The sequence below is a fragment of the Streptococcus parasanguinis genome (assembly GCF_001073155.1).
Classification (GTDB): Bacteria; Bacillota; Bacilli; order Lactobacillales; family Streptococcaceae; genus Streptococcus; species Streptococcus parasanguinis_D.
The window spans coordinates 1-20,485 of record NZ_JVEE01000052.1 but is presented as its reverse complement, the minus strand read 5'-3'; the positions used below and the strand labels follow the sequence as shown (position 1 = coordinate 20,485).

Genomic DNA, 20,485 nt, shown 5'->3' with positions numbered 1-20,485 from the left:
TAAGCGTTTTTATATCAAATAGATATTCAAATGATCCCACAAAAAAACCGAGGCATCAGCCTCGGTTATCGATTCTTATTTAACGTGTTTCTTAAGATCTTCTTGTGCTTTTTTGTTTGACTCTGCTTGTTCTTTTTGCCATTTTTCAAGGGCTTTGTTGTAGTCAGCAGTTGTCACAGCTTTGTCTTGGAGTTTCATTCCTTTGTAGATCACGTGGTCTTTTCCTTTACCACCAGTCCATGCAAATGGAGCTGAGAATGGTTCGATACGTGTCAAGAATGGACGTCCCGTTGATGAAGAAGTTGGCATAACAAGGGCGCTATCAGTCAACCAAGCTTGCGCAGCCGCATATTTTTCATAGCGTTTGTTGACGTCTTGTGTTTCAGCACCAGCATCTTTGATCATCTTTTCAAAGTCGTACAGACCAACTTTTTTAGCTGCTTCATTGTTTTCACTTGGGTCAAATCCAAGGAAAGTCTTAGTATTTTCACCAGATGAAGCTTTCAAAATATCCATGTAAGTTGATGGGTCTTGGTAGTCAGGGCTCCATCCAACATTATCAGAGAGATCCCAGTCTTCGCCAGCCGCATTTGGCGCAAAGAGGGTCACATTTTGAAGGTCTTCTTTCGAAAGCATTTGGATATCGATAACGACATTTTCTTTACCAAGCGCTTCTTCAACTGATTGTTTGAAAGATTGCACCCGTTGAACTCTTGATGGAGTCGTTTGGTCTACAGGCATATCGATGTGAATTGGGAATTTCACACCTTCTGCTTCCAAGGCGGTCTTCGCTTTTGCAAACTCTTCCTTCGCTTTCTTCGCATCGAAGAGACCGTTTTGACCATCATCTAGTTTAGTAGATTTCCACTCATCTCCGTAGGTATCCAATTGTGTTTTCACCATTTCACCGAAGGTCTTACCATCAGCTTGGACAAATGTTGGTGGAATGTAGAGGTTACGGATGATCTTGCTTGCTCCGTCTTTTCCGTTCAATTGAGCAGCATAAGCTTCACGGTTGAAGGCAAAGCTGATCGATTGACGGAAGTCCTTGTTCAAGAGGGCTTTCTTAGTAGATTGTTTTTCTTCGTCGGTCTTCTTAGCTGTGTGTTTGTAAGATTGACGGTCGATGTTGGTACCAATGACATAAGAAGCAGCATCTTGAGGAGTGTAGGTGATTTCGTCTTTGAATTCTTTGGCTTGCTCTGAATAACCAGATCCAGTTGGGAAGAGTTTGGCCAAGCTAAGAGCATTTTCTCCGAATGATTTGGCCAATTTACTTTGGTCTTGTCCATCGTAGAATTCCAATTTAACATCTGAGATGTAGACCTTGTCTTTATCCCAGTAGTTTTCATTCTTGGTCATTTCGATAGAAGATTTTGAAGTAAAGCTCTTCAAGATGTAAGGACCATTGTAAAGAAGAGAGCTAGTATCACTTGCTTGAGCGAATTTATCCCCTTTTGATTTCACGAATTTTTCGTTGACAGGGAAAGTGATCCCAAGAGTCAATTTAGAGTTCCAGTAAGATTCTGGTTGGTTCAAAGTGATTTGAAGGGTATGATCATCAACTGCTTTTACTCCTACAGCTGAGAAATCTTTATTTTTACCACTAACGTAGTCATTCAAGCCTTTGATAGAATCTTGGATGATGTAGAGCATTTCTGATTTGTTATCAGCCGCATATTTGATCCCTGTGACGAAATCTTTAGCTGTTACATCCGCATACTCTTCGCCTTCTGAATCATACCATTTAGCATCATCACGAAGTTTATAAGTATAAGTCAAGCCATCTTGCGAAACTGTCCAATCTTTTGCAAGAGATGGAATCAAGTTCCCGTATTTATCATTTTCAAACAAACCATCAATCAAGTTTCCAGTGATATCGTGGGTTGCTGCTTTACCAGATGTGATATAGTTTAGGTTTTCTGGCTCAGTCTCATAGACATATGAGAATTTTTGGCCGTTGCTTGAGCTAGATGATTTAGAACCTCCAGAACAAGCTGCTAGGATACCTGCTGAAAGGAGGGCAACTCCCGCAAGTGCAATGACATTTCTTTTTTTCATGTAAAACTCCTTAAGAAATTTTAAGTTTATTTTAAGATTATACCACAAAGATTTTCAGAAGAAAAGGAATTTTCAGAAAATTTTAGTCTTTTAAAAAACTACTCCGGAGAGTAGTTCTGAATAGAATCAAATCCTTTTAAAATCAAGTGACATAGCGATTTATAATAATTGAAATAATTGATTTTAGACCCAAACAAAAGTATAACGAAACTTTCCGCTGTGAGATAGGTGCCTGAAACACATTTGTTTCAGGCACTCGGGAGTTTTGAAACTTTAGGTTCAAAACTAAGTCATGGAACTTCGTAGAAGTTCGCTGACGTCCGTACTCACCTAAGGAAAGTTTCTAAAACAACTCTCTCTTCAGTCTAAACCACTACGTAATATAGTTGTTATTTTTAATCTACTAATTCGCTCTTGAGGTAGGCATCGACCATGCGCTCTGTTGCGACTACAGAATCCAAGTGGGTCCGCTCATATGAGTGGCTAGATTCGATCCCTGCCCCGAGAAGAGCGTGTTTCACTTCTGCTCCTGCGCTCATGGCTGCAGAGGCATCTGATCCATAGAAAGGATAGATGTCCAACTTATAAGGGATTTCTTGGGCTTTTGCCAAGGCTACCAAATGCTGACGGAACTCGTAGTGATACGGTCCTGAAGCGTCTTTGACACAGATGGATACCGTGTATTCATCCGTCGCTTGGTCGTCTCCCATAGCTCCCATGTCCACTGCCAAGTATTCGACTACTTCAGCCGGAATACTTGAATTAGCCCCATGCCCCACTTCTTCAAAGACTGAAAAGGCAAAGGTGGTCGTTACTGGCAATTGGATCTTCTCTTCCTTGTACACGCGCAGAAGATTCAAGAGAATCGCCGCACTCACCTTGTCATCTAAGTGGCGAGATTTGATAAAGCCAGTATCTGTCACAATGGTCCGGGGATCAAAGCTGACAAAGTCACCCACTTCAATGCCAAGGGCACGGGTTTCTTTTTCATTGGTCACTTTTTCATCCAGACGGACTTCCATATTGTCCTGAGTCCGCTCGACAGTTCCCGCATCCTTGTAGACGTGGCAAGAAGTCTGATGGACCAAAATTGTCCCCGAATGGGTCTTTCCTGTATTGGCTACATGGACTGTACAATTTTCCCCTTCAATCATATTCCAAGGGAAACCACCGATACGGTCTAGCTTGAGGCGGCCATCTGCTTTCACAGCGCGGACAATAGCCCCCAAGGTATCCACATGGGCTGTGACATAGCGTTGCTTGTCTGTGATTACACCAGGCACGGTCACATTCACGCCTCCCTTAGCAGTCCGAGTTACCTCATACCCAAAGCCTTCAATGGTTTTGACCAAATAGTCTGCGATCTCCCGTGTAAAACCGGTCGGTGAAGGAATGGCTGTCAATTCCTGCAAATAAGTCACTGTCTGATTCATAATGCCTCCAAATGTGTTTTTCTTTATTCTAGCATGAAATAGGTGGAATAGCTAGAGGAGAGATTACAGGTTAGCGTTTTTCAACTCTTCCCGCACTTGCATTAGGAGAAGGCCTAGCTTGTTTTTCCCAGAGCCATCTCCCCCATCAGACCAGTAAGCGTCGTTTCGCGTATGTTCGATGAGGATGGCATCTCCTGTCGCCATCAATTCTTTAGCAATGTCTGGATTCTGACTAAATTTCATTCGAAGGGCCTGAAGCATCACCTCATCTTTGACCTCTTCCCAATCTGGTCTCAAGGGATTTTGTCGATTGCGTCCCTCTAAAGCAGCATCCATTGGAGATGCTATCTGTCGAATTTCCTCTTTAATTTGGGGTACTAATACAGTATCTGATGACAAAATGCTGGCTTTATCTTCTGCTTGTTTATCCTCTACAAGTTTAGCTGCAGCCAATTCAATCTCTTTGCGACTTTGTTTAGCAGTAGAATGTTGACCAGCAGTATATCCCATCATGAGAATAAAGCTAGTTGCAGCTACTGTTCCAACACTAATTAAGGCTTTAGTTTTGACTTTATTTAACATCTTAGACCTTCTTTCTATAAAAACTAAGTCAAGAATACCAGATAAAGCTTGAAAAAAGTATCACAGAAGTAAAAATGCCACCCGAAGGTGGCCAATATAACTTACAAAATTAGTAATCCGTCTGATAAATTTTTTTATACAAACCATTTTTCAGATATCATAGACATAATGATTTCCTCCTTAATTACTAATAGATTATCAAATTTACTGTTTATTAGAATGAGTAATATGTGCAATTTTTGTAAATAAATTAAAAAAGCTGCATCTTCTGCAACTTTTTAATCTGGTGGAAAATAGCCCAACTGCTCAGCGATGTGAATCGCCTCCTGCCTGTTAGTCACTCCCAATTTTGAAAAGATATTGGCCAAGTGATTGGAAACTGTACGTTTACTCACATAGACCTTGTCACAGACATCATCAATGGTCAAGCCATTTCTAACCAGTTCTAGTATCTCGATTTCTCGTGGTGTTAACACCTCTACCATCACTTCATCTGAAAAGACCTTACCACCTAGATAAATCTTTTCCAGTTTTTTCACCAACTCATCTGGGTCCATACTTTTGTCCAGAAAGCCATAAGCCCCCATAACTTTAGCTCGGTGTTCATACATTTTTTTACTGTAACCTGTCAAAATCACAACCTTACTAGAATAACCATTGTCGATAATCTCTTGTGCCAAGGTCAGCCCATCATCTTGATACAGACTCGTCAGGTTGATATCAATCAAAATAATGTCGTAGTCATTAAAAGTAATCTCCGAAATAGTCGAAAAATTATCTACTAACTGGACCTTTTTAATGTTTTCCGATAACTCTAAAATCATCTTGATACTTTGGCTAAATAATTTATGATCATCAATTAATAAAATTTTCATAACACAACTCCTTATCAATCGGGAGAGTAATTTCTACACGAAATCTCTTATTATTTTCAAAAAGCTGCATTTGACCACCTAAAACACTAATTTTATTAGACATATTTTTCAAGCCATAACCTAAGGATTTTTCTGTTTGAAGGCAGTCATTTTCAGAAATGATAAAAATAGCGTCATCATGCACATCAATCTTCAAAGAAATCCTTCCACCACTAGCGTACTTAACGGCATTGGTCGCCAACTCCTCAACCAGACGATAGGCAATTTTATCGTAAGGAGATAAAAGCCTAAAGTGGGCAGGAAACTGTGTGACTACTTCATTTTCTGCGTGATAGCGTTTGACAATCCGATTAATCAGCCCTTGATACTGGATGTCTAACTGCTCGTCTGTTTCTACCATTGGCTGATAATAATCCATCCGCTCACGAATCCGCTGAACCAACTCCTCTGTTACCAGATTGATCTGTTCACCAAAAACTTGATTGCTACTATATTTATTGAAATTTTTTATTGCCATAACATTTTGCAGGATTTCATTGTGAAGAAATTCGGAGAACTGTTGTTCTGTATCTTCATTTGCCAGCAGATTTTTCACCATACGGTTACGCTTTAAAAAGAGAACTTTTACATAATCCCCAGAATCTAGCATTTCAGCAGAACGAAAGAGGCGAATCAATTCTTCCGAACAAATCCCGAACAATAGTAACATGATATTCAAGACCAAAAAGCTCGTGTTTAAATCTAGACGAAAGATGATGAAAATGCCTACTAACAAAAACATAACCAGTAAAAACAAGCGTGAAAAAGCTTTTATATAGGACAATTTTAACTCTGATACCTTTTTTTGAAGAGAGCTGATAATTGTTTTGAAGTGTAAAAAAGCTAAAATGCCAACAATTTCCAGATACCAGACTAGGTTCATCACTCCTGAGCCCCTCGTATTGATATACAAAAAGAAATAAGAAAGAGGCAATATCAAAGCTAATATCCACAAATTTCGTCTCTGATACTTGAGTTTACTTTTCAACTCTTTATGATATAAAATCAGTAAAATCAAGGGAACAAGGTTTAAAAAGAAAGACGCAAACAAGGATAGAAATAGAAAAATTGAAGGACTTAACAGATATGAACTAATGGTGATTAGTGTCAACACAAAGGACACACTCAACAGTTCTTCTCCTATTTTCTCTCCCAGAAAGATAATAGACAGAGAACTATACACCAATAAAAAAGAGTTGAGCGGATGAAGAATATCAAAAAAGTGCAACAGGGTGCTCGCAACTCCTTGATTAAATATGGATTGCCAGCTAATGAGAAACATCATCAGGAGCAACCAAAGTTTCAACTCACTATACCGAAAGGTCACAATATTACAAATATAGCTAAATACAATTAAAGCAATAATCAGCAATAAAACCATCTGCAAGGAAAAATCTGTCGAAAAGTCCAGAGGGATCCTATGATAAATATAAATCATTAAAGCTAGATGATTCAAAATCGTCAACCACCACAATAAAAGTGAGTTTTTCGAGAACAATTTGACAAACTGTTTCATATGTATCTACTTCCTGAACTACTTTAATATTATTATAACACAATACCAGAATTGCAGGATAGGCAACTCTGGTATTTGACTTAATTTTCAATAATTTGCCAACTTACTCTGTAAGTCACTAGCAAGTAAAGGACAAAGAGTAAAACCGCTACTCCCAGATAGGTGATATCAATAGAAATGCTGGTATTAGCGAAATTCTCAAAATAGCCCAAAAGAGCGGTACTCAAGGCAAATGCTAGCGGACCTGCGATGACCAGCGGAACCAAGAAATAACTTAGAATCTGTTGCAAAAGAATAGAGCGATTTTGCTTCCTCTTATTCCCGAGAAGATATAAGATTTGATAATCATTGACACTATCCAAAGCACTTGTAGAAGTTTGAAGGGACAATATACTGAGGGAAATAATGATAAAAATAACACTGACAAAAATCATGACAAAGACAATGACGCCCATAAATCCAAGATAAATCTCAAAAATTCTTCCTTTGGTTTGATAGGTGAACGGATTCAACTCTGCTCCATCACGAGTGAAGTAGTATTTTTCTATCCACTGACTTAAGAATGTTTCTACTTTCCGTTTGTCGATATTTTCTTTGAAATTGGCAACATAGGTCGTGTGGTCTTCCGTCAATCCAACTACTACCTTATCTGGTACAATTAAGGTTCCTGTGTCATTTGTACCCACTGACGATAAAAAGTAAACTGTTTCAAGCGGCTTTGAAGACGCAAGATTAAGAGAATAACCGTTAATCATGAGAGTTTTTGTCGTTAATAGAAAGTCCTGAATCTGCTTGGCAGTTCCTTTATAGTTAGCATTGACCAGAAATTGGTTATCTGCCAAGTCAACCGCTTTTTCCCCTTGCAGTTTGCGGAGATGATTGTAGGCAGAAATTCCTAAAATCGGTACTTTTGATTCAGGAAGTTCCTTATCATGCGCCCAGAGATTGCTAGTATCAATCAAATCTTTATAGATTAAATCACTAGAATAGATAGGATAGCTGTACTCCTCTTTGATGAGGTTAAAGTCAAATCCATCTGCTTTTAATCTGTCTTTGACAGATTCCTGAGAAAACTGGAACTCCTGACCACGATAGAGATTGACAGTTACATCATAAGGTGAGTATTTGTTCAGCTCTCGGTTCATAGTCGTATAGGCACTACCACTAAAAACTAGTAAGCTGAGAGCCAGGGTCAAGGTCAAGGATAAGACAGCCAACGTGACCGAATTACTATCAGCTTGTTTTGAAAATTGACGAATTTTAAAACTGTTTAGTTTGTTATAGTAGGTTTGAGGCAGTTTTCTAAGGGAAACCAAGATAAAATGGCTCAAGGTATTGTAAAATAAAATCACAAAAATCACGAAGACAGATACCAGCAAGATACCCCAACTTTTCAAGAGTGATAGATGGTGATAGTCTGAAAAATAGAGAGCACCAAAACCGATAACAGCTGTCGAAAGAATAAAGAGAAGTGCTTGAAGAACTGGCTTGCCTTTTGCCAAGACAGATTTCTTGACCCCATTTTCTTGAATGAGTGCAATGATATTTTGCTTTCTAAAGGTAAGAATGTCCATGACACCAACAATAAAACTGGTTACCAAATAGGAATAAACTAGTAAGATGACAGACTTGCTATCAAAAAAAAGCAGACTACCAAAGTAATTGGCCATAAAAAACTCAGATGCAACCTTAGATAGAATGACCAGTAAAATCAAGCCAAGCAAGAAACCTAGAATCAAGGAAAAGATATTGACCAGCATGGTTTCAAAGAACAGGGTACGGATAATCTGCTTCTTCTTCATTCCCAGCGTTGCATAAAGTCCCAGCTCTTTCTTGCGCCGTCCCAGGACGAAGTTTGTGGAATAAACGACGAGAAAGGCAATCGCCGATAGAATCAGATAGGAAAGCAAGCCCATGTACTGACTCATCACCGTCGTCAACATTTCCTTTGCTCCTGATAAACTTTGCATCACCGGATGGCTTGGTAAAGCATTAAAAGCGTAGAGCAAGCTATAAATCAAGGTCAGACTGAAAAAATAGATGGTATAGGTCTGTAAATTTCGAAATACATTTCGTAAAATCAATTTTAGATACATACTCTCATCCTCCTATCTGGTACGGCTGTAAATCTCTTGCAAATACTGTTCATTAGATAAGCTGTTACGTTCCAAATCATCCATAATCTTTCCATCGCTAAGTAGCACCATCCGTGAGGAATACTTTGCTGCAGCAGGGTCATGCGTAACCAGTAAAATGGTAATACCAAAACTTTTATTGATTTCCTGCAAAAGCGCCATCAGTTTTTCAGAATTGGCAGAGTCCAAGGCTCCTGTCGGCTCATCTGCGATAATCAGTTTAGAATCATCAATCAAGGCTCTAGCAGTTGCCACACGTTGTCGCTGACCACCTGATAACTGATTAGGAAACTTATCTTTTAAGTTTTGGATGGCCAACTTATCCATAATTTCCACAATCTTATCCTGATGTTTTTTGATATTTTTCCCCTGAATTTGAAGAGGTAGAACGATATTTTCATAGACCGTCAAGGTTTCCACCAAGTTGTAGGCTTGGAAAATATAGGAAATGTTTTTAGCACGATAGTCAGCTAGTTCATTTTCCTTGGCATGGATGATATCAAAATCTTCAAATCGAATCTCACCTGATGTTGGTTTATCAATCGTTGAAATACAGTTGAGGAGTGTTGTTTTTCCACTACCGCTAGCCCCCATAATTGCCAGAAATTCACCTTTTTCAACGGACAAGTTCACATCTAATAAAGCATGAACGATATTATCTCCTTGACCAAATGTTTTCGTTAATCCTGTCACAATAAGCTGTTTCATCATTTCATTCCTCCGTTTCTTTATTACTCTCTCATAATACGGTTTCTTTCAAGGTTTTCCATGAGTATTTTGTGCAATATATTCAAGTTATAAAAAACCGATGCCTTTTTCAGGTATCGGTCGATGTTGATTATTTGCGATCGTTTCTTTTTTTCATAAAGTAAACAATCCCTATGACAATAACTCCTAAGACCAGTACAGGTGCATAGAATTCTAGTGTTCCAATAATTCCTTCCATTTTATCCTCCTGTCAAAAAATAGAGAGTTTTATCCACAGCGCACGTTTGGCGAAGTAAATTCATAAGAATGTGTAAACCACTAACCACAGCGACCTTGTACTGTTAATCTAACAGTCGTACGTCACCCAGCAGTATATTTAATATTTAACTCTTGGCTATTAATTTCATAATCCAAAGAATCAATCTCAAAATGGTCTTGTTTCATTTGTATTTCTCCTCGTAAATATAACACCAAATCAAAGTGTTGTCAATGTTTTGTAATAAAACTCAAGAATTTTCCTTTTGTTTTATCTAACAACAAACATTATTTCTCGTATACTCATAGGAACAGGTGAAACACAATCCACAGCGACCTGCTAGTGTCATTTTAAAAGCTATGCACCACTAGCTCCTGATTTCCCGGAAAGTTCTTGGTTTTCAACCTCGAAACTTAGAGAATCAATCTCTGGACGACTTGTATTTTTAGACATAAGGTTGCCTCCTTCCTTCTTTTAGATGATCATCATTACAGTAACTAGTATAAACTCTAGTATTGGCTAAGTAATGAGTAAATCGTGCAAGTTTCTTATTTTCGAGAAAAATTTTTATAGTGCCCAATTAAAAAGTAGGTCAAGCATACCAGATAAAGCTTGGAGCTTTTATCACAAGAAAAAGACTCCGAAGAGTCTTCGCATTACTTATGCAATTCTTTATTACTCAATGTATGAAAAATCCCCCACAGAAGAATATTTACAATGATAAACAGCAATATTTCCACTAAATTAAAGTCAATCAAATTCCGTGACCTCATTGCCACCATAGCTTGGGAGTAGGGATAGATTAAAGATAATTTATCTGATACAAAAATCATCATAAATCCTATGAAAGTACCAATAGCACCAATTCCCACAGATTTACTGAAAACACGAGTTTTAGCTGTCACAAAAAACTGCACTGCCATCATACTAATTGTTCCAAAAATCCCCAATAAATCCCACTTGAGGTAGGTGAACAAATTAGAAATTTCTAAATGAGCTAAGTGAGCACTGACATAAAAAATACCAAACAAGAACAACTGTAAAACAGCAATAAACAAGATAATTACTATTTCTTTTGCCAACAATAATTTCCCAAGACTGACATTATTAGCTCTGAGAAATTCAATATTTTTTCTATCAAACTCTTTTCCTAACATCATGGCTACATAAAGGCTAACCAAAATCGGAAAGAAAAGCTGGCTATAATAGAAGGTCAATTGTCCCCATAAAACAGGCACTTTTTCACTTTCTGCAACCATAGAATAAGCTGAACCAAAGTAAATCCCAAGACCAATCAGGCTACAAAAAGCTAAGAAGCAAATACCAATCATCAACATGGAAAATTTTTGGGTTTTCCGCCATTCTACTGATAGATAAGACATCATAGCTTGCCTCCTTTCTTTTCAACTAGATAGAGAGATAAGAAGAGATAGATTAGGGCTATTGGCAAATATGTAAAGAGTTTAAATCCTAGATTTGTCGCAAAAACATAACTCACTTGACTGGCGACTTTCTGGTAATCCACCAGAGACAGATATGCTATACCACCAAATGGGAAAATCAGCTGTAGAAAAGCTGTTGCATGACCAAATCCAAATCCAAGAAATCCTCCGAAAATCCCTAATGCCATTATCAATGCCTGCTTTTTCAGTAAAAACTGCAAAGTCAAAAACAGACAGGTTAAGACAAAAGATGCTAGCAAGAAAATGACGATTTGCCAGAGGATTAGGCTAACAGGCATTTCTAGACCAGAAAAGTTTGCAATCAACTGGACTACTACTCCCTCCAAAATAGCGAGAAAGGTCAAAACGAACATAGTCAGGCCAAGCTTACTCAGAAAGATATGCCGTACATTTTCACCATTTGCCAAAAGCAGTTTGAAAGTGTTGCCCTCCTTCTCGTTCTTGACAATCCGGGATACAAAGAGAGCAATCACGATAGGGAGAATCAAGCCATTTACTTCTTTTATCATATAGAAAATTAGGTTAATCTGGTGCATGTCTGGATTACTTAGGTAACGTGTAGCGGCTGCAATTGCCCAAGCAAATCCGACTCCCATAACTAGTATGCTAATGAGGAAGGATTTGGTTCGTTTTGCCTTGAGCAATTCAATAGACAAATTATTCAACATAAGACTCACTCCTTGGTTAAGTTAAGGAAGATAGATTCCAAGGTTTCTTGTTCTTGCTTCACTTCATAAATTGGAACTTTCTCGACTATTAAATCTCGTAACAAACTAGAAATCTGCTGATCGGCAAGGTTAGTCAGCTTGAGTTTATCCTCTTGTATCTCTAACATCTTGCACGGATAACCAAATAACACTTGGCTAATGACTTCACGTCGATCTCTAAAATCCCCACGCACTTCCAGCCATTTATTGGACTGAATTTTACGAATTTCTCCCTCGTAAACGAGTTGACCATGATTGATAATCCCTACACGGTCAGCGATATGCTCTACTTCAGAAAGGATATGGGTAGAGATGAAGACAGTAATGCCCTGTTCTTTTGCCAACTTGATAATCAGTTCCCGAATTTCATGAATCCCTGCTGGGTCTAGCCCGTTGGTTGGCTCATCCAGTATCAACAAACGTGGTTTCTTGACTAAGGCAAAGGCTAAAGCCAAACGCTGTTTCATACCCAGAGAATAATCTTTAACCAATTTTTTCTTGTTTTTAGGTTGATCTAACCCCACAATTTTCAAGGTTTCCTGAATATTTTTCTTATCAAATCCAAGGATCTTTTGGAAGACCAAGAGATTTTCATAGCCTGTCAAATTAGGATAATAAGACGGTTCTTCAATCATAGAGCCAATCTGATTAAGATACTGCTTGTCCGTATCTATGGGTTGACCGAACACTTCAATCTCCCCAGCTGTACGAGAAATCAAAGACAAAATCATCTTCATGGTGGTTGTTTTCCCAGCTCCATTTGGACCTAGAAAACCATAAATCTCACCTTGTTGAACTGATAAGGAACTGAGGTTAACTACCTGAGTGTCCTTAAATCCCTTTTGTAAGTTTTTTATCTGTAAAACATTACTAATCATTATGAACTTCCTCCTCAACGAGATTCATTTGTTGTTTAGCCATTTGGAAATACCTCACTGATTAAAATTTATTTGAGAAGTATCTCTATCTAGGTTATGTCTTTATTATAGACATGCTAGATTAATTTTAAACTAAGCTAACCTTAATTTTACATTAAGATTAAAGTATCTTTCTTTTTTCACTCTTTTAAATGGTATAATATAGATAAGCGAGGTAAGATTATGAATTTCGAACAACAGCTCCTGAATAAGCACATCCTTATCATTGATGACGATAAAATTTTAAACTCTTCCATAAGAGATATTCTCACTGCCTACGGATTTTCCAATCTAACATCAGCCTATGATATAGAATCTAGTTTGGACATGATTGAAACAGAGCAGTTCGACCTTTTCCTTTTGGACATTATGCTCCCCGATGGTGATGGCTACACATTAGCAAAACATATCCGAAAAAAAGGCGATACACCTATCCTCTTTCTGACTGCCAAAAATAATCCTGAAGATGAGGTAGCTGGTTTCAATGCTGGTGGTGATGATTATGTCATGAAACCCTTCATTCCAAAAAATCTTATCTATCGTATTATGGCTCTGCTCCGAAGAAGCTATAAATCAGAACAGGAAGCAATACAGATTGGACAGACTTTGGTGAGTTTTCGGAATGCAACAGTACAAAAAAATGGAGCAGAAATTTCTATTACGCCAATTGAAATTCAGATTTTGAAAAAACTTTACGATAATAAAAATTACATCGTTTCAACCGAATCTCTCTGTGATACGATTTGGGGAGTGGATAGCTTTGGTTATGAAAACACTTTGACTGTACATATTCGGAAAATTCGAGAAAAAATAGAAGAAAATCCTTCAAAACCTCAATATTTAAAGACAGCTAAAGGGCTGGGATATAAATTGTTATCATGATTATGAACCAAACCAAAATTTTAAGGTATTCACTAAAGAAATTTATCTTTTTTTCCATCATTATCTTTATTACCAATATTCTTCTAATTGCCAGTTTTGTTTTCTACATTAAGGAAAAGCAAACTGCTACTGAGACTGTGAAAATAATTTCTGAACACATTACCATCACAAAAAATAACGTCCACATACCTAGAAATGATATTTCTAGTCTAAAAGAACAAAAGTTATGGCTCATGGTATTGGATAAGCAGACTGGAAAACAAGTGTACGAACAGTATAAACCTACAGAAGTTCCTTCGCAATTTGACTATGGGGACATTTTACAGTTTTCTCGCTATTATCTTTCAGATTATCCTGTTTTTAGTCAGATAAAAGGTGACTACATCATTGTTGTTGGTTTTCCAAAAGATAAAATCGCTCGTTATAGTTATAATTACTTAGATATAGATAGTATTCGCTTGATTCCACTAGTAGCATTTGGAGTATTGCTTTTCAACTGCCTTTATTTCGCTTTTCTTTACTACTATGGTGTGACGCATATCAATCGTAAAATTGCGCCTCTTGTAACTGCTATTCAGAATCTCCCGGATGGTCTGAAAAATCCAATAAATTCTATATCAGAACTAGAATATCTTACAACTGCAATTAATCAAACCGATACTCTACTCAAAGAGAATGAAGTCTTTAAAGAGCAATGGATTTCAGGTATTGCACACGATATCAAAACACCTCTTTCTGTCATCATTTCTAACGCGTCCTTGTTAAATGATTCTGAACTAGATGCACAGTCTAAAAAACATATTCCCCCAATATTGACGGAATCCTATTACATCCAAAATATTTTAAATGATCTAAATATAGTAGCTCGCCTTTCATCCGGTCATCTTCAATTAAATCAGACTGAAACAAAAATTATCCCCTTCTTCAAAGACATTCTCATCCATATTTTAAATCAAGAAATCTGGAATGATTTTGAATTTGAATTTGATTACGATGATTCACTTGTTAATCAATCTATCATGATTGAGCAGTTTTTAATCACAAGAGTTATCCATAATATCATCTACAACTCTGTTTTACATAACGAAAAGGGTTGCACAATAAGAATCCACTTATTCAAAAAAGATACAAATGTAATTGTCGAAATCAAAGATAATGGACAGGGAGCTTCACCAGAAAAAATTGCTGAACTTAATGAATTATCTTTTAAAAGCATTGATATTTCTAAAATTAGAACGACTGGAATTGGGCTAAAAATTTCAAAACAAATTGTTGATTTGCATCAGGGCTCTATTTCATTTGCTAGTGTCCAAAATGAATTCTTTGAAAGTATCATTTCACTTCCGATTTTCAACATTACCAATTAGATAAAAAAATGGAGAAGAACCATTAGAGTTTTCTCCATTTTTTTCATCTTATCTTCCACTTATACCCTACCCAGCCTGCCAAGACAAGCAAAGCAAGGTTAAAGAGGATAAAGAAAGACGTAAAACCAAATAATCCATTCTGTGCCAAATCTTCTGTGTTGGAATTCTGTCAATATTTTGGACACATTTTGGGAGGAAAATTTGAAGGCTAGCGCCCTTCGGTTGCTGGACCCCTTCTACGACCAATTCTCTGTACTCTACAGGGGACTGGTCATTCAATTTTTGTTGAATTCTAGTTTCATTATAAAATATGATGTAATTTTTGACAATATCTGTTATACTACCTCAGTTATGTTTCTCCACTTATGGAGATAGAAGGTTTCAGACTTGAGAACAGAGTGAAACCATTCGATACAGCCATTATCTGCTATTCGCCTCTTTTCTGAGAATTCTTACACTCCTGTTTCCAGCGATAAAGGTGGAGCGTTTGACGCCGAAACATTCTAAAATAATAGATACAGGGCACGTTTTCTTATACTCTTCTACTAGCTTGATAAGACTTACTTTGTCGATTCTTTTATCAAGCTCTGATACTTTTTTAGTAATTCTACCTGCAAACGTAACTGTTCCACTTCAGATAACTGTTTCATCCCTTTACCATAAGTATATTGTTTCCCCACGGGTTGGTAGAAACGGTACAATTCATCATTCTGATACCATCGCAACCAGTTCTTGACCTGACTAGCATTTTTGATGCTGAGGGTATCCATGATAACTTTATTTGATTTGCCTGCCTTCTTCATTTCGATACAGGCTAGCTTAGTTTCTACCGAATATGCTTTTTTGACCATAACAAAACACTCCTGTTTCTGGTTTACCAGATTTCAACAGAGTGTTTTCTTGTGTCTCATTTTATGAGTGCAGTGCCGACCCTAGGGATTCTTTCGTTCTCATATATACGTCATTAGTATAGGCTAATTTGATTTAAATTGCAAGAGAAATAACATTTTACATAAAAATCGGTGGATATTTTACAATTTTTGCATATAATAGAGCTAAAAAGCAACTAGTTTTAAGAATTCTTATCTAAAACATTCGGAAATTCCCCTTAACCGTAGCGGAAAGTTGTTTTCTTCTCCTATTTATAATAGACTATCACTAACATTAGATGAAAAGGTGACTCTATGACTATAAATCAACTGCTTCAAAAGCTGGAGCCTACTAGCCCTATCCTTCAAGCTAACTTTGGAATTGAACGAGAAAGTCTTCGTGTCGATAGACAGGGAAAATTAGCACATACGCCTCACCCTTCCTGCCTAGGAGCTCGAAGTTTCCACCCTTATATTCAAACAGATTTTTGTGAGTTTCAGATGGAACTCATCACACCAGTTGCTAAATCTACCACTGAGGCTCGTCGATTTCTTGGAGCCATTACCGATGTAGCTGGACGTTCCATCAGTAAAGATGAACTTCTCTGGCCCTTGTCCATGCCTCCTCGTATCAACGCCCAAGAAATCCAAGTTGCCCAACTGGAAAATGAATTTGAACGCCATTATCGTAACTACCTGGCCGAAAAATACGGAACTAAACTACAAGCTATCTCAGGTATCCACTATAATATGGAACTAGGGAAAGATTTGGTTGAAGCCCTATTCCAAGAAAGTGACCAGATTGATATAATTGCTTTCAAAAACGCCCTCTATCTTAAGCTGGCTCAGAACTATTTGCGCTATCGTTGGGTGATTACCTATCTCTTTGGTGCTGCACCTGTTGCTGAGCAAGGCTTCTTCGACCAAGAAGTGCCAGAACTCGTTCGTTCCTTCCGAAACAGCGACCATGGTTATGTCAATAAGGAAGAAATACAAGTATCTTTTGCAAGCCTAGAAGACTATGTCTCTGCCATCGAAAACTATATCGAACAAGGTGATTTGATTGCGGAAAAGGAATTTTACTCGGCTGTTCGTTTCCGTGGACAAAAGGTTAATCGCTCCTTCCTTGACAAGGGAATCACCTACCTAGAATTCCGTAACTTCGACCTCAACCCCTTTGAGCGTATCGGTATTAGCCAAACTACCATGGATACCGTACACCTACTCCTTCTAGCCTTCCTCTGGCTGGATGCCCCTGAAAATGTTGATCAGGCTCTGGCTCAAGGTCACGCGCTGAATGAAAAAATTGCCCTCTCTCATCCTTTAGAACCTCTACCTTCTGAAGCTGAAACTCAGAACATTACGACAGCTCTATACCAACTGGTGCAACATTTTGGGCTTGGTGACTATCATCAAGGTCTGGTCAAACAAGTTAAAGATGCCTTTGCAGATTCCAGTCAGACACTAGCTGCTCAACTTCTTCCTCATATCAAAGACAAGTCCCTTTCTGACTTTGCCCTTGACAAGGCGCTTGCCTATCATGATTACGACTGGACTGCCCACTATGCCCTTAAGGGTTATGAGGAGATGGAACTTTCTACCCAGATGCTGCTCTTTGATGCCATTCAAAAAGGGCTTCATTTTGAAATCCTAGATGAGCAGGATCAATTCCTTAAACTCTGGCATAAAGATCATGTTGAGTACGTCAAAAATGGTAACATGACCTCAAAAGACAACTATGTAGTTCCTCTTGCCATGGCTAATAAAACCGTGACCAAAAAAATCCTGGCTGATGCTGGCTTCCCTGTCCCTGCCGGCGACGAATTTACCAGTCTAGAACAAGGTCTAGCCTACTATCCTCTTATCAAGGGCAAGCAAATTGTGGTTAAACCAAAATCAACCAACTTCGGGCTGGGCATTTCCATTTTCCAAGAGCCTGCCAGCCTTGATAACTATAAGAAAGCTCTCGAGATTGCCTTTGCAGAAGATACAGCTGTTCTTGTTGAAGAATTTATCCCAGGAACCGAATACCGTTTCTTCATTCTGGACGGGCGTTGTGAGTCTGTCCTCCTTCGTGTCGCTGCTAATGTTGTCGGTGATGGCAAACACACCATTCGTGAATTAGTCGCTCAGAAAAATGCCAATCCATTGCGAGGCCGTGACCACCGCTCACCTCTGGAAATCATTAAGCTAGGAGACATCGAACAATTGATGTTGACTCAGCAAGGTTATGCACCTGATGATATTCTCCCAGAAGGGAAAAAGGTCAATCTCCGCCGTAACTCCAACATCTCTACGGGTGGTGACTCTATTGATGTCACTGAGACAATAGATTCCTCTTACCAAGAATTGGCAGCAGCTATGGCAACTAGCATGGGGGCCTGGGCTTGCGGGGTTGACCTCATCATTCCAGATAAAACTCAGCCTGCTAGCAAGGAAAAACCTCATTGCACTTGTATCGAGCTCAACTTCAATCCCGCTATGTATATTCACACCTATTGTGCTGAAGGTCCTGGACAAGCTATCACTCCAAAAATCCTAGACAAGCTTTTTCCAGAAGTTGCCACAAGTCAAACCTAAAACCTCATTCTTAGGAACAAACAAATCACCTTTATCTCGATGATATGATACCTCTTAAGTAGACAAGGTAAATACCTAAAATCTACGACTCTTTGTCAACTGTAGTGGGTTGAAGAAAAGCTAAGCTCGAGAAAGGACAAATTTCGTCCTTTCTTTTTTGATATTCAGAGCGATGAAAATTCGCTTCTTGAAGTTTTCAAAGTTCCGAAAACCAAAGGCGTTGCGTTTGATAAGTTTGATGAGATTATTAGTCGCTTCCAATTTTGCGTTGGAATAGGATAACTGAAGGGCATTGATGATTTTCCCTTTGTCCTTTAGAAATGTTTTAAAGACAGTCTGAAAAAGAGAATGAACCTTCTTTATATTGTCTTCAATGAGTCCAAAAAATTTCTCTGGTTCCTTATTCTGAAGGTGAAAAAGCAAGAGCTGATAGAGATTATAGTGGTATTTCAAGTCTTCTGAATAGCTCAAAAGCTTGTCTAGGATTTCTTTATTGCCTAAATTGTCAAATTAAGTTAGACTTTTCAAGTAACTCAGAAAAACTTGGTAGGGTGATTGAAATAGTTCTAATGGTAATTCATAGACTACCCTCTGTTCAGCTATTCCCCCTTCATCTGTAACAAAAAAATATTTCTCATGATGTCGCCAAATAGGTTGTCCATAACCTTTTATTTCCTCAAACTTACTAACTTCTTCCCAGCCTAGTTTACTATATTTCATGTATGTTCTCCGATCTTTTCACTAATATCTTCCATTACACCTTCAGGAATATCTCCTGTTGATCATTGTAACTATCTAGTTGACTGTTATACCAAACCCAGACTGTTAAATGGAATAGCTAGAAGAGAGATCTTACAGGATAGAGTTTTTCAACTCTTCCCGTACTTGCATTAAGAGAAGGCCTAGTTTGTTCTTTCCAGAGCCATCTCCCCCATCAGCCCAGTAGTCGTCATTTCGTGTATGTTCGATGAGGATGGCATCTCCTGTTGCTAGCAATTCTTTTGTTTAAATGAACACGCCTACAGAATCATCCTAATATCAAATTTTTTTGAGAAACACATGGAAAAACTTCTTTCAAATTAATAAACTGACTTCATCATATGCTATAATTTAGTTATATTTTACAAAAATAAAAGTTTCTAAATTATGCCCCTATTTGCTCATTGATGCAACAGTGCCATTATTTCATTATCAGTTTTATGTTATAGCTTTATCAAGGAGTTTCGTCTATGCTTCAATACCTTAAGCCTCTGCGCTGGTATCTTTTCTTTAATTTTCTCTTTAGCGGACTGTCCAATATTTGTACTGCTCTTCTTCCATACTTTACACAAGAGTTAATTCGTGGCCGCTTTCAAATAGCTTTGGCAGGTTATTGCATCGCAGTTATAGGTTACCTAACTTGCAACTACATCCAAATGCGACTTGACTGGAAACAGGCCATTCTCTTTTCGACAAATCTAAAGAACGATTGGTTTCAATCTCTTTTAGGACTTGCCCACCATGATTTCAAGCAGAAAACAGTCGCAGAATACATTTCTTATCAATCTAATGATCTTGATTCACTGGAAAAAGATTATCTACCTCCATTGATGAGTTTTTTTAAGCAGATTCTACGAATTTTGATTTATACCATCATTATTACCAGAACGATCAATCCTATAGTGGCGCTGATCCTACTGATTTCAACGGCTATCAGTATTCAAATTCCAAAGATCGTTGGTCAATTGACTGCGAAGCGTAGACAGACCTATCTTGAAAAGCAAGGTGATTATTATCGGACCTTGGAGGATCTATTCCGAGGACATCACCTAGTTAACAAACTCACTCTACCTCATTTTATAGAGCAACAAAGAAGTTCTCTCAAAAACTTGCAGGATAAGTATCTTGGGTATGGTTTGACTAAAATTACAGGTATTCTCTTGACGGGTATTTCTTTTGAATTCATTAGCCTTATTCTCTTTTCCTATCTAGCTTACTCTCTATATCATCATCAAATTGGTATCCCTGAGGTGGTTGCAAGTTTTGGTTATATTACAGCCTTCTCAGAACCAATTCAAGAAATCCTTTACGATCTGCAAATGTTGGAGTCGGTAAA

At 38.0% G+C, this 20,485-nt stretch carries 16 protein-coding genes and 3 pseudogenes; 4 read left to right on the top strand and 15 right to left on the bottom strand.

The annotated features are described in order from the left end of the window. Positions 1 to 75 precede the first annotated feature (75 nt). The 10 genes and pseudogenes from ADH92_RS09480 to ADH92_RS09430 form a co-directional block, all read right to left on the bottom strand. A complete protein-coding gene (locus ADH92_RS09480; protein ID WP_049498221.1) occupies positions 76 to 2,061 on the bottom strand; it encodes a peptide ABC transporter substrate-binding protein in 1,986 nt (661 codons plus the stop codon). A 395-nt stretch (positions 2,062 to 2,456) separates the two neighbouring features. After that, positions 2,457 to 3,494, bottom strand: coding sequence for a M42 family metallopeptidase (locus ADH92_RS09475; RefSeq protein WP_049498220.1), 1,038 nt, complete (start codon positions 3,492 to 3,494; stop codon positions 2,457 to 2,459). A 90-nt stretch (positions 3,495 to 3,584) separates the two neighbouring features. Beyond that, positions 3,585 to 4,076 (bottom strand): annotated as a pseudogene (locus ADH92_RS11535) (NADAR family protein); the annotation flags it as partial. A 278-nt stretch (positions 4,077 to 4,354) separates the two neighbouring features. Further along, positions 4,355 to 4,951 (bottom strand): response regulator transcription factor, encoded by a 597-nt coding sequence (locus ADH92_RS09465; protein ID WP_023918418.1) that lies wholly within the window; start codon positions 4,949 to 4,951, stop codon positions 4,355 to 4,357. Continuing rightward, on the bottom strand, positions 4,932 to 6,506 hold the full coding sequence (locus ADH92_RS09460; RefSeq protein WP_023918420.1) for a sensor histidine kinase: 1,575 nt from the start codon (positions 6,504 to 6,506) through the stop codon (positions 4,932 to 4,934). The genes ADH92_RS09465 and ADH92_RS09460 overlap by 20 nt, the downstream gene beginning before the upstream one ends. A gap of 80 nt (positions 6,507 to 6,586) precedes the next feature. Beyond that, positions 6,587 to 8,602, bottom strand: a complete 2,016-nt coding sequence (locus tag ADH92_RS09455) for an FtsX-like permease family protein (RefSeq protein WP_023918422.1) — start codon at positions 8,600 to 8,602, stop codon at positions 6,587 to 6,589. Between the two features lie 12 nt (positions 8,603 to 8,614). Continuing rightward, a complete protein-coding gene (locus tag ADH92_RS09450; protein WP_049498219.1) occupies positions 8,615 to 9,349 on the bottom strand; it encodes an ABC transporter ATP-binding protein in 735 nt (244 codons plus the stop codon). A gap of 912 nt (positions 9,350 to 10,261) precedes the next feature. Next, positions 10,262 to 10,990, bottom strand: a complete 729-nt coding sequence (locus ADH92_RS09440; protein ID WP_049498218.1) for an ABC transporter permease — start codon at positions 10,988 to 10,990, stop codon at positions 10,262 to 10,264. Further along, entirely contained in the window at positions 10,987 to 11,736 is a 750-nt protein-coding gene (locus ADH92_RS09435; protein WP_049498217.1) for an ABC transporter permease, read from the bottom strand. Before ADH92_RS09435 ends, ADH92_RS09440 begins: the two co-directional genes overlap by 4 nt. Before the next feature lie 5 nt (positions 11,737 to 11,741). Further along, the gene (locus ADH92_RS09430) at positions 11,742 to 12,653 is read right to left on the bottom strand and encodes an ABC transporter ATP-binding protein (protein WP_023918432.1); all 912 of its coding nucleotides are present in this window, start codon (positions 12,651 to 12,653) and stop codon (positions 11,742 to 11,744) included. 222 nt (positions 12,654 to 12,875) lie between these two features. On the opposite strand from ADH92_RS09430, the gene ADH92_RS09425 reads away from it, so the two are divergent. Next, positions 12,876 to 13,574: a response regulator transcription factor gene (locus ADH92_RS09425; RefSeq protein WP_002892257.1), complete on the top strand. Its 699-nt coding sequence runs from the start codon at positions 12,876 to 12,878 to the stop codon at positions 13,572 to 13,574. Continuing rightward, on the top strand, positions 13,571 to 14,941 hold the full coding sequence (locus tag ADH92_RS09420) for a sensor histidine kinase (protein WP_023918433.1): 1,371 nt from the start codon (positions 13,571 to 13,573) through the stop codon (positions 14,939 to 14,941). The genes ADH92_RS09425 and ADH92_RS09420 overlap by 4 nt, the downstream gene beginning before the upstream one ends. Positions 14,942 to 14,984: 43 nt before the next feature. Here ADH92_RS09420 and ADH92_RS11475 read toward each other — a convergent pair whose 3' ends face one another. Further along, positions 14,985 to 15,089: a hypothetical protein gene (locus ADH92_RS11475; protein ID WP_229040342.1), complete on the bottom strand. Its 105-nt coding sequence runs from the start codon at positions 15,087 to 15,089 to the stop codon at positions 14,985 to 14,987. A 448-nt stretch (positions 15,090 to 15,537) separates the two neighbouring features. Further along, positions 15,538 to 15,792: pseudogene (locus tag ADH92_RS09415) on the bottom strand (hypothetical protein); the annotation flags it as partial. A gap of 333 nt (positions 15,793 to 16,125) precedes the next feature. Here ADH92_RS09415 and gshAB point away from each other — a divergent pair. Further along, positions 16,126 to 18,390, top strand: a complete 2,265-nt coding sequence (gene gshAB, locus ADH92_RS09410) for a bifunctional glutamate--cysteine ligase GshA/glutathione synthetase GshB (protein WP_049498216.1) — start codon at positions 16,126 to 16,128, stop codon at positions 18,388 to 18,390. Between the two features lie 120 nt (positions 18,391 to 18,510). Here gshAB and ADH92_RS09405 read toward each other — a convergent pair. The 3 genes and pseudogenes from ADH92_RS09405 to ADH92_RS10710 all read right to left on the bottom strand — a co-directional run. Next, positions 18,511 to 18,894, bottom strand: a pseudogene (locus ADH92_RS09405) (transposase); the annotation flags it as partial. A 6-nt stretch (positions 18,895 to 18,900) separates the two neighbouring features. Next, positions 18,901 to 19,110, bottom strand: coding sequence for a hypothetical protein (locus tag ADH92_RS09400; protein WP_049498215.1), 210 nt, complete (start codon positions 19,108 to 19,110; stop codon positions 18,901 to 18,903). Between the two features lie 132 nt (positions 19,111 to 19,242). Continuing rightward, positions 19,243 to 19,386, bottom strand: coding sequence for an NADAR domain-containing protein (locus ADH92_RS10710; RefSeq protein WP_275043256.1), 144 nt, complete (start codon positions 19,384 to 19,386; stop codon positions 19,243 to 19,245). 233 nt (positions 19,387 to 19,619) lie between these two features. Between ADH92_RS10710 and ADH92_RS09395 the strand changes: the two genes are divergently transcribed. Then, positions 19,620 to 20,485, top strand: an 866-nt coding sequence (locus ADH92_RS09395) for an ABC transporter transmembrane domain-containing protein (RefSeq protein ID WP_049498214.1), incomplete at its 3' end; no start/stop codon positions are given.

Coding starts and splice junctions, on each gene's coding strand:
- ADH92_RS09460 (WP_023918420.1), bottom strand. CDS start 6,506: ATGAAACAGTTTGTCAAATTGTTCTCGAAAAACTCACTTTTATTGTGG.
- ADH92_RS09435 (WP_049498217.1), bottom strand. CDS start 11,736: ATGTTGAATAATTTGTCTATTGAATTGCTCAAGGCAAAACGAACCAAA.
- ADH92_RS09440 (WP_049498218.1), bottom strand. CDS start 10,990: ATGATGTCTTATCTATCAGTAGAATGGCGGAAAACCCAAAAATTTTCC.
- ADH92_RS09480 (WP_049498221.1), bottom strand. CDS start 2,061: ATGAAAAAAAGAAATGTCATTGCACTTGCGGGAGTTGCCCTCCTTTCA.
- gshAB (WP_049498216.1), top strand. CDS start 16,126: ATGACTATAAATCAACTGCTTCAAAAGCTGGAGCCTACTAGCCCTATC.
- ADH92_RS09450 (WP_049498219.1), bottom strand. CDS start 9,349: ATGAAACAGCTTATTGTGACAGGATTAACGAAAACATTTGGTCAAGGA.
- ADH92_RS09475 (WP_049498220.1), bottom strand. CDS start 3,494: ATGAATCAGACAGTGACTTATTTGCAGGAATTGACAGCCATTCCTTCA.
- ADH92_RS09430 (WP_023918432.1), bottom strand. CDS start 12,653: ATGATTAGTAATGTTTTACAGATAAAAAACTTACAAAAGGGATTTAAG.
- ADH92_RS09400 (WP_049498215.1), bottom strand. CDS start 19,110: ATGAAATATAGTAAACTAGGCTGGGAAGAAGTTAGTAAGTTTGAGGAA.
- ADH92_RS09420 (WP_023918433.1), top strand. CDS start 13,571: ATGATTATGAACCAAACCAAAATTTTAAGGTATTCACTAAAGAAATTT.
- ADH92_RS09425 (WP_002892257.1), top strand. CDS start 12,876: ATGAATTTCGAACAACAGCTCCTGAATAAGCACATCCTTATCATTGAT.
- ADH92_RS09455 (WP_023918422.1), bottom strand. CDS start 8,602: ATGTATCTAAAATTGATTTTACGAAATGTATTTCGAAATTTACAGACC.
- ADH92_RS09465 (WP_023918418.1), bottom strand. CDS start 4,951: ATGAAAATTTTATTAATTGATGATCATAAATTATTTAGCCAAAGTATC.